This window comes from Pseudomonas sp. NY15354, assembly GCF_048068075.1.
Lineage (GTDB): Bacteria > Pseudomonadota > Gammaproteobacteria > Pseudomonadales > Pseudomonadaceae > Aquipseudomonas > Aquipseudomonas guariconensis_C.
Map to the genome: position 1 here is coordinate 48,810 of NZ_JBLUPV010000013.1, position 16,339 is coordinate 65,148.

General features: G+C 56.0%; 12 protein-coding genes. 3 read left to right on the forward strand and 9 right to left on the reverse strand.

Going from position 1 to position 16,339, the window contains the following annotated elements:
• Positions 1-4: 4 nt before the first annotated feature.
• The 4 genes from ACNFCH_RS14405 to ACNFCH_RS14420 all read right to left on the reverse strand — a co-directional run bounded on the left by ACNFCH_RS14405 (position 5) and on the right by ACNFCH_RS14420 (position 5,612).
• Positions 5-661: a formate dehydrogenase subunit gamma gene (locus tag ACNFCH_RS14405; protein ID WP_196165018.1), complete on the reverse strand. Its 657-nt coding sequence runs from the start codon at positions 659-661 to the stop codon at positions 5-7.
• Entirely contained in the window at positions 658-1,608 is a 951-nt protein-coding gene (gene fdxH / locus ACNFCH_RS14410) for a formate dehydrogenase subunit beta (RefSeq protein WP_196165017.1), read from the reverse strand. Before fdxH ends, ACNFCH_RS14405 begins: the two co-directional genes overlap by 4 nt.
• Positions 1,608-4,676 (reverse strand): formate dehydrogenase-N subunit alpha, encoded by a 3,069-nt coding sequence (gene fdnG / locus ACNFCH_RS14415; protein WP_337159624.1) that lies wholly within the window; start codon positions 4,674-4,676, stop codon positions 1,608-1,610. Before fdnG ends, fdxH begins: the two co-directional genes overlap by 1 nt.
• A 165-nt stretch (positions 4,677-4,841) precedes the next feature.
• Positions 4,842-5,612: an SDR family NAD(P)-dependent oxidoreductase gene (locus ACNFCH_RS14420; RefSeq protein WP_070093908.1), complete on the reverse strand. Its 771-nt coding sequence runs from the start codon at positions 5,610-5,612 to the stop codon at positions 4,842-4,844.
• A gap of 273 nt (positions 5,613-5,885) precedes the next feature.
• On the opposite strand from ACNFCH_RS14420, the gene ACNFCH_RS14425 reads away from it, so the two are divergent.
• Positions 5,886-7,268, forward strand: a complete 1,383-nt coding sequence (locus ACNFCH_RS14425; RefSeq protein ID WP_416743028.1) for a PLP-dependent aminotransferase family protein — start codon at positions 5,886-5,888, stop codon at positions 7,266-7,268.
• A gap of 505 nt (positions 7,269-7,773) precedes the next feature.
• On the opposite strand, the gene ACNFCH_RS14430 is transcribed toward ACNFCH_RS14425, so the two are convergent.
• On the reverse strand, positions 7,774-8,001 hold the full coding sequence (locus tag ACNFCH_RS14430) for a hypothetical protein (protein WP_236248575.1): 228 nt from the start codon (positions 7,999-8,001) through the stop codon (positions 7,774-7,776).
• Between the two features lie 401 nt (positions 8,002-8,402).
• On the opposite strand from ACNFCH_RS14430, the gene ACNFCH_RS14435 reads away from it, so the two are divergent.
• Positions 8,403-10,064, forward strand: a complete 1,662-nt coding sequence (locus ACNFCH_RS14435; RefSeq protein WP_236248574.1) for a hypothetical protein — start codon at positions 8,403-8,405, stop codon at positions 10,062-10,064.
• A 66-nt stretch (positions 10,065-10,130) separates the two neighbouring features.
• On the opposite strand, the gene ACNFCH_RS14440 is transcribed toward ACNFCH_RS14435, so the two are convergent.
• Complete coding sequence (locus ACNFCH_RS14440; RefSeq protein ID WP_212628249.1) at positions 10,131-10,421, reverse strand: hypothetical protein; 291 nt, start codon at positions 10,419-10,421, stop codon at positions 10,131-10,133.
• Positions 10,422-11,362: 941 nt separating this feature from the next.
• On the opposite strand from ACNFCH_RS14440, the gene ACNFCH_RS14445 reads away from it, so the two are divergent.
• Complete coding sequence (locus tag ACNFCH_RS14445) at positions 11,363-12,442, forward strand: PIN domain-containing protein (protein ID WP_236248573.1); 1,080 nt, start codon at positions 11,363-11,365, stop codon at positions 12,440-12,442.
• 53 nt (positions 12,443-12,495) lie between these two features.
• Here ACNFCH_RS14445 and ACNFCH_RS14450 read toward each other — a convergent pair whose 3' ends face one another.
• The 3 genes from ACNFCH_RS14450 to ACNFCH_RS14460 form a co-directional block, all read right to left on the reverse strand.
• The gene (locus ACNFCH_RS14450) at positions 12,496-13,200 is read right to left on the reverse strand and encodes a hypothetical protein (protein WP_236248572.1); all 705 of its coding nucleotides are present in this window, start codon (positions 13,198-13,200) and stop codon (positions 12,496-12,498) included.
• Positions 13,187-13,657 (reverse strand): Panacea domain-containing protein, encoded by a 471-nt coding sequence (locus ACNFCH_RS14455; RefSeq protein WP_236248571.1) that lies wholly within the window; start codon positions 13,655-13,657, stop codon positions 13,187-13,189. The genes ACNFCH_RS14450 and ACNFCH_RS14455 overlap by 14 nt, the downstream gene beginning before the upstream one ends.
• A gap of 348 nt (positions 13,658-14,005) precedes the next feature.
• Positions 14,006-15,898 carry a P-loop NTPase fold protein gene (locus tag ACNFCH_RS14460; protein WP_416743029.1) on the reverse strand — a complete coding sequence of 631 codons (1,893 nt, stop codon included), beginning with the start codon at positions 15,896-15,898 and terminating at the stop codon, positions 14,006-14,008.
• Between the last annotated feature and the right edge of the window lie 441 nt (positions 15,899-16,339).

Genomic DNA, 16,339 nt, shown 5'->3' on the forward strand with positions numbered 1-16,339 from the left:
GCGCTCATCCTTCTTTTCGCCCGTGATTGCCCGGCGTCTTGTCGCCGGTCACTTCGCGGTACCACAACTCATGGTGCTTGCGTGCCCAGGCCCGACTGACCGAGCCATGCAGCATGGCGCCTACCGAGCCTTTGATCCAGATGCCGGCATAGATGTGCACGATGATGCTGAGGATCAGCACGAACGCCGCCAGCGCATGGAGCAAGGTCGCCAGGCGAATGGCGCCGATGTCGAAGTACTGGCTGAACCACGCGCGCCAGATCACCACGCCACTGATCAGCAGCACCAGCATGCACAGCAGCAAGGTCCAGAACAGCAGCTTCTGCCCGGCGTTGTACTTGCCGATCGGCGGCACGCCCTCCTCCTCGTTGCGCATCACCCGGTCGACGCGGCGCAGCCACAGGCGATCGTTGGCGGTGATGAAATTGGCGCGCCAGAAACGCAGCACCAATCCGAGGAAGAACACGAACATCGCCACGCCCAGGAACGGATGCAGGATACGCGTCCAGGGTCCGCCACCGAACAGATGACTGAGCCAGAACAATGCCGGATGGAACAGCGCCAGACCCGACAGCCCGGCCATCACGAACAGGATCGCGACGATCCAGTGGTTGCTGCGCTCGTTGGCGTTGTAGCGCAGGATCGGTTTGTTGTCGTTCATGGCCGCGGCCCCCCTTGCCCGCCGGGCTTGGTCGGATCATAGACATGCACCGACGGGTCGACCTGATGCACGCTGTCATCGGCAGGTGCCAAGGCATCGTCCTCCTCGACCCGCTGCGGGCCGACCCGTACATAGTGGAAGAACCCAGCCAGCACAGCCGCACCCATCGCCAGCAACGCCAGTGGCTTGCTGATGCCTTTCCACAGCCCCACCAGCGGACTGATCACTGGTTGATCCGGCAGTCCGGCGTACAACTTGGGCGTATCGGCGTGGTGCAGCACATACATCACGTGGGTACCGCCGACGCCGTCCGGGTCGTACAACCCGGCCTTGTCGAAGCCCCGGGACTTCAGGTCGACGATGCGCTCGGCGGCATGCACCTTCATTTCATCCTTGCTGCCGAAGACGATCGCCCCGGTCGGGCAGGTCTTCACGCAGGCTGGCTCCAGGCCCACGGCCACGCGGTCGGAACACAGGCTGCACTTGTAAGCCTTGTGATCCTTCTGCGAGATCCGTGGGATGTTGAACGGGCAGCCGGTGATGCAATAACCGCAGCCGATGCAGTGATCCTGGTTGAAATCGACGATGCCGTTGGCGTGCTTGATGATCGCCCCCGGACTTGGACAGGCCTTCAGGCAACCGGGCTCGGCGCAGTGCATGCAGCCGTCCTTGCGGATCAGCCACTCCAGGTTGCCATCGTCGCGCTCGTGCTCGGTGAAGCGCATCAGGGTCCAGGTTTCGGCGGTCAGGTCCTGGGGGTTGTCGTAGGTGCCGTGGTTGTGGCCGACCTCGTCACGCAGTTCGTTCCACTCCGAACACGCCACCTGGCAGGCCTTGCAGCCGATGCACTTGGTGGTGTCGATCAGCTTGGCGACTTCCTGCTGCTGGCGCACCGAAGACGGTACGGTCGTGGTGGCCGAGCGGGCGATAATGTCTTGCTGGGCCATTAGATTTTCTCCACGTTGACGAGGAACGACTTGGACTCCGGCGTCTGGGTGTTGCCATCACCCAGGAACGGCACCAAGGTGTTGGTCAGGTAGCCATGCCGGGTGATGCCGGTGAAGCCCCAGTGCAGCGGAATGCCGACGTGGTGAACGGTCTGGTTGTTCACCTTCAGCGGACGGATCCGCTTGGTCACCACCGCCACCGCCTCGATATGCCCCCGCTTGGAGCTGACCCGCACCCGATCGCCAGCCTTGATGCCTTTCTCGTTGGCCAGCGCCTCGCCGATCTCGACGAACTGCTCGGGCTGGGCAATGGCGTTGAGACGACAATGCTTGCTCCAGAAATGGAAGTGCTCGGTCAGCCGGTAGGTGGTCGCCGCATAGGGGAACTCGTTGGCCTTGCCCAAGGTGTCCCACACCGAGTCGAACACGCGCCCTGCCGGATTGCTGATGGCCTTCTTGTTCTGCGGGTTGAGTGGATTGATGCCGATGGGCGTCTCGAACGGCTCGTAATGCTCGGGGAACGGCCCCTCGGCCATCTTGTCGATGGCGAAGAACCGCGCCACACCTTCGGGGTTCATGATGAACGGATTCATCCCCGCTTCCGGTGGCGAGTCGACCTTGAAGTCCGGCACGTCGGTACCCGTCCAGGCCTTGCCGTTCCACCACACCAGGCGTTTTTTCTCCGGGTCCCAAGGTTTGCCCTGTGGGTCGCTGGAGGCGCGGTTGTAGAGGATGCGGCGGTTGGCCGGCCACGCCCAGGCCCAGTTCTGCACCTGGTGCATGCCGTAGGGGTCACTGTTGTCGCGCCGGGCCATCTGGTTACCCTGCTCGGTCCAACTGCCGGCGAAGATCCAGCAGCCGGACGCCGTGCTGCCGTCGTCCTTGAGCTGGCCGAAGCCTGCCAACTGCTGACCGGCCTTGAGCGTGGCACCGGTCGGGTCGGTGAAGTCGCTGACCGCCCAGCCGTTCATTTCCTTGGCCAACTCCTCGGGCGAAGGCTCTTCGGGGATCTTGTACGGCCAGTTGATGTTGAGCATCGGATCCGGGTACGCACCGCCCTCGGCCTTGTAGCGATGACGCAGGCGCAGGAACAGTTCGCTCATGATCTGCACGTCGGTACGGGTCTCGCCCGGGCCGTCGGCGCCCTTCCAGTGCCACTGCAGCCAGCGGCTGCTGTTGACCAGCGAGCCATCCTCCTCGGCGAAGCAGGTGGTGGGCAGGCGGATCACCTCGGTCTGGATGTTGGCGGTATCGACGTCATTGAACGGGCCGGCGTTGCGCCAGAACTCGGACGTCTCGGTGGCCAGCGGATCCATGACCACCAGCCACTTGAGCTTGGCCAGCGCGGCGGTGACACGGTTTTTGTCCGGCAACGCGGCGATCGGGTTGAAGCCCTGGCAGAAGTAGCCGTTGACCTTGCCCTCGCCCATCATCTCGAACATGCGCAGCACGTCATAGGAACCGACATCGAGCTTGGGCAGCCAGTCATAGCCCCAGTGGTTCTCGGCGGTGGCGTTGGGGCCGTACCAGGCCTTCATGAGGCTGACGTGGAACTTGCCGTAGTTTTGCCAGTAGGACAATTGCCCCGGGCGCAGCGGCTTGGAGGCGCGCTTGTCGATGAAGGTGGCGTAGTCCTGTTCGGCATCGCCGGCCAGGGTCAGGTAACCCGGCAGCGAGTTGGACAACAGCCCCAGGTCGGTCAGGCCCTGGATGTTGGAGTGACCGCGCAGGGCGTTGACCCCGCCACCCGGCATGCCGACGTTGCCCAGCAGCAACTGGACCATGGCCGCACTGCGGATGATCTGCGCGCCGATCGAGTGCTGTGTCCAGCCCAGCGCGTAGAGGATCGTCATGGTCTTGCCCGGCTGCGAGCAGGTGGCGATCTCTTCCCACACCTTCATCATGGCGTCCTGGGGCATGCCACAGGTCAGACTGGCCACTTCCGGGGTGTAGCGGCTGTAGTGCTGCTTCATCAACTGGTAGACGCAACGCGGGTGCTGCAGGGTCGGATCGACCTTGGCAAAACCATCCTCGCCCAGCTCATAGCCCCAGCCGGATCTGTCGGCATAGATGCGCTTGTCCGCGTCATAGCCACTGAACAGCCCGTCCTCGAAGCCATAGCCTTCTTTGACGATGAACGACACGTCGGTGTAGTTGCGCACGTACTCGTGCTGGATCTTGTCGTTGCTCAGCAAGTAATTGATCAACCCGCCCATGAAGGCGATGTCGGTACCGGTACGGATCGGCGCGTAGTAATCCGCCACCGAGGCGGTACGCGTGAACCGCGGGTCGACCACGATCAGCCGCGCCTTGTTGTGCGCCTTGGCCTCGGTCACCCACTTGAAGCCGCACGGGTGCGCTTCTGCTGCGTTGCCACCCATCACCAGGACCAGATTCGCGTTGGCGATATCGGACCAGTGGTTGGTCATGGCACCACGGCCATACGTCGGGGCAAGACTTGCCACCGTCGGGCCGTGTCAGACACGCGCTTGGTTATCGAACCCCAGTACACCCAGCGAGCGGATGACCTTGTGCGTCAGGTAGCCCGCTTCGCTGGAAGCGGCGGACGCTGCGAGAAAGCCCACGGAGAGCCAACGGTTGACCGTCTGCCCCTGGGCGTTCTTCTCGATGAAGTTGGCATCGCGATCCTTTTTCACCAGATCGGCGACGCGATCGAGCGCCTCGTCCCAGCTGATTCGGGTCCACTCCTTGCTGCCCGGCTTGCGTACCTCGGGGTACTGCAGGCGGTTCGGGCTGTGGATGAAATCGAGCAGGCCGGCGCCTTTCGGGCACAAGGTCCCGCGGTTGACCGGATGGTCCGCATCGCCCTCGATGTGGATGATGTTCTGTTTGACGTTCTTGCCCGCATCGCCCTGGCTGTACATGATCAGGCCGCAGCCGACCGAGCAGTAAGGGCAGGTGTTGCGGGTCTCTTTGGTGTGCGCCAACTTGAAGTGGCGCACCTGCTCGGCGAACGCGGGGGTCGGGGCCATGCCCAACGCCGCGAGGCTCGAGCCTCCAAGGCCGATGGCGGCGACCTTGAAGAACTGCCGACGGTTGAGGTCCATCGTGCACTCCTGATCAGGTTCTGGACGTCGGGACATCGCCGACGCCTCGAGGACTTCACGGTGGCGGCCAACGGGTGGCCACCACCCCTAACTCTAGTCAAGAATCCTGAATGCGCGATGACATGGCTCAAGGGACTGTTTCATTCGTGAAACAGCTGTTGCCCCTCACGCCTTCGCGGTACGGGGCAGATTGCGCACCACATTCAGCCCCGCACTGCTTTGCGCCACCGGCATGATCTCGATCGTGTTGATGTTCACATGCGCAGGTTGAGCCGCGATCCAGGCCACGGTGGCGGCGATGTCTTCGGGCAGAAGCGCCTCGACGTCGCGGTACAGCGCTTCCACAGCGTCCAGATCCCCCTTGAGGCGAACCACCGAGAAGTCGGTGCCCGAGCACAGGCCTGGCTCGATATTGCTCACCCGCACCCGGGTGCCGGCGAGGTCGGCGCGCAGGTTGAGGCTGAACTGACGGACGAACGCCTTGCTGGCGCCATACACATTGCCCCCCGGGTACGGATAGGTGCCGGCGATGGAGCCGATGTTGATGATCAGGCCGCTGTCGGCCGCAACCATCTGGGGCAGGATCTTGTGGGTGACCATCGTCAGGCCGGTGACATTGGTGTCGATCATCCGCTGCCAGTTCTCGGCACTGGCCTGCTGGGCCCGGTCGATGCCCAGCGCCAGCCCGGCGTTGTTGACCAGCACATCGATGTTCAACGAGGCCTTGCCGATCCATTCGACAGCCGCATCCAAGGAGGCTGGATCGGTGACATCCAGCGCCAGCGGGATGAACGAGTCGCCCAGCTCACTCTCCAGCGCCTTGAGTTTGTCCATGCGCCGAGCGCCACCGATAACCCGGTAGCCCTCGGCGACCAGCGTGCGGCAGATGGCGCGGCCAAAGCCTGCGGAAGCGCCGGTTACAAATGCGGTTTTCATAGTCTCTCCAAGGGTTGAAAGCAGGTCAGGTGCGTGGCACGGCAACATTGAGTCGATTCAATGATGGTAATCAGGAAAATATCATCGATTCAATGAATTTATTCACCTCGTTTCTAAAGCCCATATAACTTATTGATTATTAATGAAATAGCGAATTAACGCCTGACAAGCCAGCACTTTCAACCACAATCAATGGGTGTAATCCGGTCTGATTACACCCCCTATTGCTTTCATGTTAGGCTTGCGCGCTCGTTCCGACACTGGTGCCATTTCATGTGGGTTCCTCAGTACAGCGCCCTGACGCAACCGGTTTACCTGATGATCGCCGATGCCCTTGAACAGGACATTGCCAGCGGGAAGTTGGTAGCCGGCGATCGACTGCCGACACTGAAGGACCTGGCCGAGCGCTTGAGCGTGACGCCAGGCACCATTGGCCGGGCCTATGACGAGGCGGCCAAACGTGGCCTGGTGGTCGGCGAGGTAGGACGCGGCACCTTTGTGCGCCCCCCGAAAGCCGTTGCTGCCCCAGCACCTCGCAGCGCGGGCATCAGCAATGAGAACGGCCAGATCGATCTGTCGATCATCAAGCCCAACGACGCCCACATGACGCAATGGTTGCGCGGTTCGCTCCACGACCTGGCCGACTCCGCCGACCTGATCCAGGCGCTCGATTACGTCACCGATGGCGGTCATGCCATTCACAAGGAGGCTGGCGCGACCTGGATCAGACGCTGGCTGCCGGACGCGAGCTGGCAGCAGGTGGTCTTGACCTCCGGCGCCCAGCACGGCCTGCTGGTGGCCATCAGCAGCCTGTCGAAAGCCGATGATGTGATTCTCTGCGAATCCTTCTGTTACCCCGGCATCATTTCCCTGGCCCACAGCTTGGGCCGACGTCTTCAGGGCGTGGCCATGGACGAGCACGGTCTGATTCCCGAGGCCCTGCGCGCCGCCTGCCTGGAGCATCGCCCTACCCTGCTGGTCTGCGTGACCACGCACCAGAACCCGACCAACTCGATCATGCCTCATGCCCGGCGTGAAGCCATCGCTGCAATTGCTCGCGAGTTCGACCTGGTCATCATCGACGACGACATCTATGGCTTCCTGGAACCGGCTCCCAGCTACAAACCCCTGGCCGCCTATGCGCCGGAGCGCTCCATTTACCTGACCAGCCTGTCCAAGAGCGTATTGCCGGCGCTGCGTATCGGCTATCTGTATGCACCGCCGCACATGCTGTCGCGCTTGTCCTCGATGGTGCGCAGCAGCGTATGGATGCCCTCACCCTTGATGGCCCAGCTCGCCAGCAACTTGATCAACAGCGGCATGGCGGACGAGTTGGTAAGGATCCAGCAGAACGAAGCCGCCGCGCGCCAGCAGATGGCCAAAGACATCCTCGGCCAGTACCCGATCCGCAGCCAACCTCACAGCTTCCATATCTGGCTCGAACTGCCCGCCCCCTGGACCGGCGATGAGTTCGCCAACCTGGCGCGCAGCAACGGCGTGACCGTGGTCAGCGGCAGCCAGTTCCTGCCTCAGCGCAGCGACGCGCCCAATGGCGTGCGTATCGCACTGATGGCGCCAAGCCGGGACGAACTTGCCTTTGCCCTCACCAAACTGGCCAGCTTGCTGGCCTCGCCGGAGCCCCGGTTGTTCTATTGACCTGGTTTTCGAGCGGGCATGAAAAAGCCGCAGCCAGTTGCCTGGCTGCGGCTTTTTTTCGAGTGCTGTCGAGCAGCGATCCGTCAGAACGGGAAAGGATTCCTGAGAGACGCTCTGTAAATTTTTTCGCCTTACACCACAAGGGCCGGCTGTGAAATCATTGTAACATAACACCCTAAAATGTAAAGAAAATCACTCCACCCATCGGAAAACTTTACAAACTGAGGAGTGTTCAAACTGACCTCTACAAATTTGTGAACTATCTGTAGAGTCGAACAGTTCCACCTCCACAGCCTACTCCTGCTTCGTCACCAATGCGGCATGGTCCGAGTCTCAACCAGTGCCACCATCGAAACGGCACGAATTCCTACCAGCTTGGCGAGCACCCGGAGCGTCGAAAGGGATGGTGAGTAGTTCGAGCATCTGATGGGGAATACGAGTCGAATTTGATTTCATAGCCCGAGAGTGAACGGCTAACCAACCGTCTACGTACCCAACAGATTACCTACTTTTCGTCGGTGATCGTCTCATCAGCGATAAGCTCTCTCAGCATTCCTCGCATTGCTTCTACATCAACGGAATCTGCATCGACCTCAATACTCAAGTCGATTGCTAGCTTCGCCAGGATACGAAGTTCAGCATTGCTTACGGAATCTATGCGGTCCGCAAGCAAAGGATTTGCCGCAAGGATGATACGCCGTAACGCCTTTAGCCCCGAGTCGTCCGTGTCCATGGCCGGTTTCCCCAGATTTAGCCTGCTTAAGTTTAGCTAGCTGTTATGAGCCGCAGGACGAGACCGGAATGTTTGAGACAGCCGGTAATGACGTAGAGATGGGTGACCTACGATCTAGCTATCGCTTACCCGGCTATGCCGGGAGGAGCCCAGCGGATGTCTGGCATCGGCTCGATACGGAGAAGTCCGCTGAACGGCACAGAGCGCGTACACAACCACCTTCGTTCTCTGATCTACGATGAGTGTTGAGCGGCTATTGTGACATTTTCAACAAAAAAGCAGCCCCTGCGCCTCTGAAACCCCCGAATTCCCTAGTCTGAGGCGTACGCGCTCGAAGAACGTACCGCACCTTGTTTACAAGGAGTATAAATAGCGCTGTGTGACATTCATCGAGAACGATCATGGCTGACAATGCGCTCATCGACCTTTTGAAGAAAAATGGTCCCATGCTAAGCAGCGATCTATCCAAGCTGCTTGAAACCAGCTGTGGGCTCACCCCTGAAGCGGCCAGGAAACGAGTCGAACGCGGCTGTGTTGGCATGACACGACTCAACCACATTGTCTTCCCTCATCGAGCACGCTTCAGCTATCTGTGCGAGGACTACGGCTCTCCATTTTTCTTCGATAGCTTGATGGGGGCCCTGAAGAAAACACGGAGCACCTACTTCTCCGCATTACAGGCTCTCGCGCTTCGAGGAAACGTGATGCCCCGAGCGCATTTTCTGATCGCCTGTGGTGCCCCTGTCGCCCAGAAAAAGCACATCGCAGCCGAAAGCCTGCTGGAGCGATTGGTTAAGGCGACCCTCGTTAAGGAGGTAAATCTTCCTGGTGGGGAATGTTGCGTGGTCCGATGTGATCACCACCAAATGCTCGAAGTGACGTCCTTATGGGCAAAGATGAAAGGCAGACTGATCGCCGAGAAGGTTACGCTTCTGGCGGTGAAGGATTGGTCGCGCAATTTGGGAATGGTCAGCTACGACTCGGTGGCAACCCGTGAAGACGATGGCTTGAAAGGGCTGCCCAAGGTTGGGACCTTTAATTGGGATTTAGCGGGCCCCTCGTATCTATTTCCGATGCGAGAGTACACCAGCACCACCATCAAGCCTGGCTTCTTTGTATGCGACCTCGCCCTGAACGGCAGGGTGACAGCGGATCAACTGGCCGGTTTCGTCAACAAATGCGTCACGCTGCGAAATCTTAAAAAAGTAGGTAAATGCCTACAGGTGTTTGTCGCCGAAAGCTATGAAAGCGAGGCATTCGCGCTTCTCAAAGAAAAAGGAATCATTCCAGCAACAACTGAAAGCCTTTTTGGCCGTGATGTGGCATTGGCGCTGAAGAATCTCTGCACGGTACTGAGCGACACAGCGAAGCTCACCCAGAACCCTGAAGCTCTGGACAAGATCTTCAACGACCTTTCCCGAATTGAGGGCGCCGCATCAACACTACGCGGAAGCCTGTTCGAGTTTGCGGTAGCCCAAATCGCGAGGTCTACGTTCTTGGGATATCCCCAGGAGATGAATAGGATCGTCCGAGATTCTATCGGTGCTGAGGCAGAAATCGACGTTCTGGCTCACCGACCGAACCATGAGGTCATCTTCATCGAATGCAAAGGGATACATCCGATCAGTACCCTTAGTGACGATGAGGTGGAGAGATGGATAAACAAACGCATACCTGTCATCAGGGGCTTTGTGAAGGCGCATTCGGAGTGGACGAACGTCTCCCAAAGATACGAGCTATGGACGAGCGGCAAGCTGTCCGAAAACGCAATTGCGATGGTCAAGGATGCACAAATAAAGAACCCCAGAATCGAAATCCAGCTGCGAGATGCTGACTATGTCCTGGCTCAAGCGGTATCCAGCAACGAAGCTGGCCTTCTGAAGACTTACCGCCAGCATTTTGTGACGCACCCGATGCAGGAATTTGAAGAGGCTCAAAAACGCCAGAGGCGTAAAGCCGAGAAAGCGAAGAACAGGTCAAAGGCTCCCGCTGTAGAGGCACCACCCCCTCCGCCTCAAACCTCTCCGCCAATTGAGCCCTATACGGGGTTCATGCATGGCTAGCGGCCCGAAGCTAAATGTTCCATCAGACACATACGCGAGTTGAGAGCAGATGGCTGCTGATCCAAACTAAATCCGCGTCGTAGAAATCACCGTCACATAACGGTACTTTTTGCCGTACTTCTTCCGCGCTTCCATTTCGGCTACCAGTGCGCTCAACACTGGCGATTCGTAATGCACCACCTCGTAATCGCCTTCAAAAATGTTTGTGACGTGAAGCTCTACGCGGAGCTTGGAGGAATACCCCGAAGGCGGCTTCTGCCGGGAAGCTTGGGCCATCGACTTGGGCGATTCGGCTATCGTGCTGGAGCCGCCGAAGAGCGCACGACGCATCTCTTCCTCAAGAGAATTAGTGCTCATTGAGACCTCATTTTTTTGATGACACGCAGCCACTCGACGAGAACGGAGTAGCTGGTAGGAAGGAGTATCGCTCGCTCTGGCTCGCGTATAAGCCCAGTCGAGGCTGGGTGTAGGAAATGTTCGACCAGGCTACTGAGCGTTGAGCGCCTACCGGCCTGTACGGAACTCTGCCGCGATGGAAATTTTTTCACGCGCGCGTTTTTTATTTGAAATCAAAAAAGCTATACCCCAGCTTACGCTGGGAAGAGAACCAGAGTTAGGTGTTCGCCTCACCGCCTCCAGCGGACTTAAGATCAAATGCATTATAAAAAGGCTGTCAAGTTAAATCAATGAAAAATAAGGATTTTTTTAAATCTAGTCGTTTCCTCCATCTCTGAGAGATGGGAAGAAGAGATGTGGCATAGCCATGGCTCCAGAAGGCCCAGCAAGAGCCATCAGCTAGCGAACTGCCACCAGGGCACCTACCCTACAGGGTGGCATCCAAAAGCGCTTAAAGATGGCTTGGAGCCCGCCTCGTTCCCGATGCTTTCGTATGGCAGAGCCACTGTATTTAAACGACGCGATTACTACCGGCTCAGAGCCCTGGAGTTAACGGCTGAGCTGCTGAAGCTGGTAGCCAAGGATTCTCAAGCTGTAAGGGGTTACGGTCACGACACAAGCGGCTTAAGCCGTTGACCAAGCCCTCAACATTCAACTCGCCATCAGAGATTCCACGATCCAGAGGAAGGTGTATTCGCTGGACGCTTACGGACCGCGTGCCGCGAAGGAGCTATGGGTTGTTGGCTCCTGCCGTAGTCACTCCCGATTCTTAGTTAGCGAGGGGCGCTTCGGAGATTGAGTCAGGCGAACCAGGGAAACGGGCAAGGACCACAAAAAAGCCACATTGGCCAATGGCCATCTGTTGGCTATAGTTTGCGCATCTATGCTGGGGAGCGACGGCAGTGAAGCTTGAGTCACGAATAGTCTTTCTCGATACAAATGTTTATATATCCAAGAACTATCAATTTCTCACACATAGCTTGGGCTCCATTAAGAAGCTACGAGAAGCAGAGGAAATCCTGTTGATCGTCCCTGATGTCACAGACTCAGAGGTCAGATCTCACATATGTGCGGAGTCGGCCAAAGCCGCTTCCGCTTTAAAACATGTTAAAAAAGAGGCGATGGTAATCCGGAACTTACCGGAAACGCCTGTCCATGGAATATTTACGAATATCACTGCGGAACAGATTAAGCAGCACCTGATCGATAATTGGGAACTCTTTTTGGATGGCCCTGGAGTCGAGCGAATTAGCGTAGATACAGTCGCTCCAAGCCGAGTCTTTACTCGATATTTCTCAGTTACTTCCCCTTTTGCCGCTGGCGGCAAAGAGAAAGAGTTCGCTGATGCATTTGTACTGGAGCGTCTAGCAGACTTCGCCAAGGAACGGCACCACCCGATCCATGTTATTAGCACTGACAAGGACCTGCAAAAATTCTGTGCCGAGGACAACGGATTGTTATTGAGTGAGTCCGTGGATGCATTTATAGACGCGGTAAACGTAAGTGTTTCAATCGAACCCGCAGCCTTCGCAGCAGAAGCCCTCGCCAAAATCAGAGATGATGTCATGAGCGTGGTAGAGAGTCGCCTGCCAGAGGTCGACTACGAAATCAAGTCTAGCGATTGGGACGCCGAACTAGAAGAAATCACCATCCGAAGCATCGACTTTGTAAGAGCTAATCTTGTCTATGTAGAGAGCGATCAATGCTTATATGAAATAGAGTACAACGTAATAATTGATACTGTCGAAACCATAAAAGACTATGATCGCAGCCCATTCGATCACGAGGATGATAGCTACCCGTTCGTCCTAGAAACCTTGGTTGAACGAACCTTTGAAAAAATCATCCCTATAGAAACGATGATTTTCTATCAAGACAAACTTCTTGACACAGCAAGCTTCGATATTGACATGCCATACGGAGTGCAACTATCGAACCCTCTCGAAGAATCAAGGAAGGAACTGGATATTAATGGCAATTAATATCCCATGAAATAACGTCTATCCAGAATACTGGCGCTGTGGGCACCACAGCGCTAATTAGCACCAACAGAAACCGCATTACCTTCTGCATACGCTTCAAAAAGCTCGTCATGTTCGACCTGAAGCTTGTTAAACCGGTCAGTAAGTGACCGATTTTCCGCCTGTAGAGCTGCAACATTTTCAGGGCCATACCCTTGAACAGTCGCATATCGATGATGTAATCGCACCCCGTAGGTCGAAAGCGGATATAAATTGTGAGCGGGATCAATCCAAATCACGTGAAATGCTTTATTCCAAACAATTCCATGTAATCTGCCGTATGCCTTTGAGATTCGGACCTCAAACGCCTTAGATACTACTCGCTTAGCTTCAACTGCCGATACAGCGGTAAGCTCCTCATCAGTTAGTGACTTCCCTCCAGAGCCTTTCTCCTGGGCACCACCCGCACGTTTTTCCCCTTTGATTTTCATAGCAATCCGTCGTTCAATTTCTTCGGGAAAACGATCATGAGTGCCAATCTGGTTGAAAATGGATTTTGGAACTAGCGAGGGATGCGTCTGTTGAGTAATTTGATCCTCGGTCGCACAGCTAATAGTGTGGAGACACTCAAAAAGCTTCTGATAGTGCGCAGCCTCTAGGCCATGCACAAAATATTCAGGCATCGTGAGATCTAAATACTCGAATGAGATCGATAATTTTTCTGCGGAGGCACTGGCATGTGCGGCGGCAGCATGCCCAGCATATTTATTCGACGTCATTGGCGCTAAGAACTTTAGTGAAGTAAGCCCTCAAGGATTTTTTAGAAATTACCTCTCGGCTTCCCTCATCCTCAGGGATTCCGCCACGTGCATCAATCCATGGACTCTCCCGATGAGTCATGGTGCTCAATGCAGCTCCATCATAGCGACCATAGGCCGAAACAATATCTTTCAACTCGTTAGCAATATTGTCGGAGATCGAGCCGCTAACATCAGCGATTTCTCGCGAGATACTTCTCCACCCATACTCTTTGTATTCTGCATACAGCGCAGGAATAACGGGCCCATGCTGCCAAGCTTGGAAGTCTTCAGAAAAAAGCTCATGCCCCTGGGCAAGCAAATACCCTTGCGCGTAATAGCAAAGCTTTTGGAGCTTCATAGGAGACGGACTCTCCTCGAAAAGCTCTCGATGCTGCACTATTAGAAAGCGCTGAATACTATCAAGTTCCGGGCTCATATAAAACCTCTCATGTATAGCTATATCATACCATAGTCAATTGTTAAATTCCACACTCTCATACAGAAATAGCAACTAAAAATAAAACGTAACCACTTACTAACAAACTATTCTAATATCTTGACAGTGATGAAACGAACCACGGGATCAGGATAATTTTATTTTAACTATCGTGTCTCAGGCCATCGTGCCCTCACCACTAAACGCGAGACGTTTGACCAATATATAATTGGCACTGTGTCGAACATGAAAACGGCGTATCCTTACTCCAACTGAATCGCCCCCTAAGAAGCGGAGCCGCTTGCGCGAGAGGCGAACCTAAAGTTCGCCTGAATTACCCAGCGGGACTCAATCGCTTGGCAAGGGCCGGCCAATCCCCTCAGCTATCTTCCTAAAGTAGTAATTGATCCGCTGTCGTAGCATCTCCCCAAAGGGAGCGACCTCTGCATCAACTATCACCAAAAGCTGCTTTCTTAATTCTTCAGTCCATTCATATTCGTCCAAAAGTGCGTTTCGAACAGGGTGATCGTGCTCGAAACGTTTAATCAGACTCGCAAACAGATGGTCGTTCGAACATGAATCTATTATGAGCAGGTTAGCGAAGTCGGCGGCCTCAGTGTGCTGAAGGAAGGCGATACCGCCGTAATTACCATCCTCCAAGCCGTATTCGTACAGCGAGGGGTAGCTACTGGGATCATCTCTCAAGCGAGCAACATAACAACCTGCAACCTGTGCCATGCGCCTACGCCCCATTTCCTCGCACGCAAGCTTGACCACCGAGTAAATCGCTTGGAATTCTGGGCTGCTGAACGACGAATAGCCCAGCCCGGCTGCGCCCGTGCCATCGAACCCAAACGCGCCTTTGTTGGGCTTCAGGGTATTTTGCTCAAGCTGCTTAGAAACGTAGCCAGCGAAATAGGACACGACCTCCACTCCTTGGCCAAGCAGCAGATCGCCATATTCTCGCAACGTCAGGATGATGCCTGCGCTGTGCAGGATCTCACCAGGATGGGTATACCTTCCCTCGGCCAACGCTCTTACCAGCGCAGGAGCGGCAATGTCGTACTCCGATTTTGAGAGCTGAGTCCAATTCCATAGCAGCCTCCACGCAGGAACCTCAGCATGACCAACTACCTCCGGATGGCGGGCAAGGATGTCATTTATCTCCGACACCTCTATATTTCCGGTAAAGAACAGTTCGCTAAGGTGATGCGGACCGACGATAGGGTCCGTCCATTGCACATCAGGATATCGACTCGCCAGCAGCTCAAACGGCTGCTCCCCCGCCCCTTTTGCACCTTGAGCGCCAATGCGTGCCACGGCAAATCGGGTAGTCGGAAGACCTTGAAGGGTTTCCTTGGTTAATGTGCCGGTTCGCGATTCACTACCCGTGGCGATCATATACAGCAAAAGCTGCTTCAGAGCCTCAGGCTTCCCCTTTAAGCGCGGGTCAACGGCCTCGATCAGGCGCTCATAGTCACCAAGCACGGCACGCAGATTTCGAAAATTCGGCTTACCCGAAGCAGTGAATGTGCTCAGCAACGCCGACTGCTCACGCTCAACAACCTCCCGAGCAGTGCTCGAACTCAGACCTGCTCGGAGTTTTTCCAGGACCTCCCCCGGATCAGCCTTGACCGTGATCGTCTTGCCTATCAGCTTTTCTTTCTGCCTTGCGTACTCGTCACGCTGGCCAGCGGGTATTTCTTCCTCGTTGACCAAAATGATGACTTTGAGGCGCTCATGCTCGACAAGTGTGTTAATGAATCCCATCACATCGGGAATCTTCATAGAACACCGCTCCAGATCATCAATGACCAGAACCTTGCCTTCCAGCTTCAAAACCAGATCCTGAAAAATCTGGCCACTATTCTTCGCCCCGGCGAATTTCTCCGCCAGGCTGCCTGCGATGGTGCCTATGAGCCGCGAGGCCTTTGAGGTCAGGTGGGGGTGAAGCTGCGCAAAGAACTGATCATTGATCGCGGAAGTGGACGTGATGCCGTAAAGGCTTGCGTACAAGTAACACACACCTTCGTCGCTGGAGGCCCTCCGGGAACGCTCCTCAAGATACTTCTTAATGAAGTGAGTCTTTCCCGCCCCCCACGGAGCGCTCAGCATTACGGCATATTCAGCCTCGACCGCGTCGTCCAAGTAATAATCGAGGAACCGCGCTGCTTCAAGAACGTAGCTCTTTACCATTCGCTTAAAACTCTGGCTGGACAGGGAGTGGATCTGGATCTTCACCTCTTTGGAGCGGGTTCGATTTCAGAGCACATGACAGGAAAGTATCTGCGATGACGTGGCAATCCTCTAGACCGGCGATGATGAGCCTCAATTCCCCCTCCAGCATATTCGTCTCGATTTCCACTTCGACATCCGGGAAGTGCTGGTCTGGCAGAATGGTCAGCCGCTGGAGAGGCCGCATACCTGGAGCCAGCACGAATTCAAAGACGTCTTGGATGGCATCTGCACGAAAAGAGAAACAGGTCATTATTTACTCAACGAGTGGGAATTGCTGGGCTGTACGAAAAACACAACCCTCATGGGGTACGCTCACTCTAACATCACCTTGCCGAGAGAGCGCACCCAAGAACCCGGCACCCGCTGGGCAAATCCAGCAGCTTCTGCTGCTGGTCTTCAGCACCTACGAAATGGTGCTTACAGATTGCACACTCCCTAGCCTTC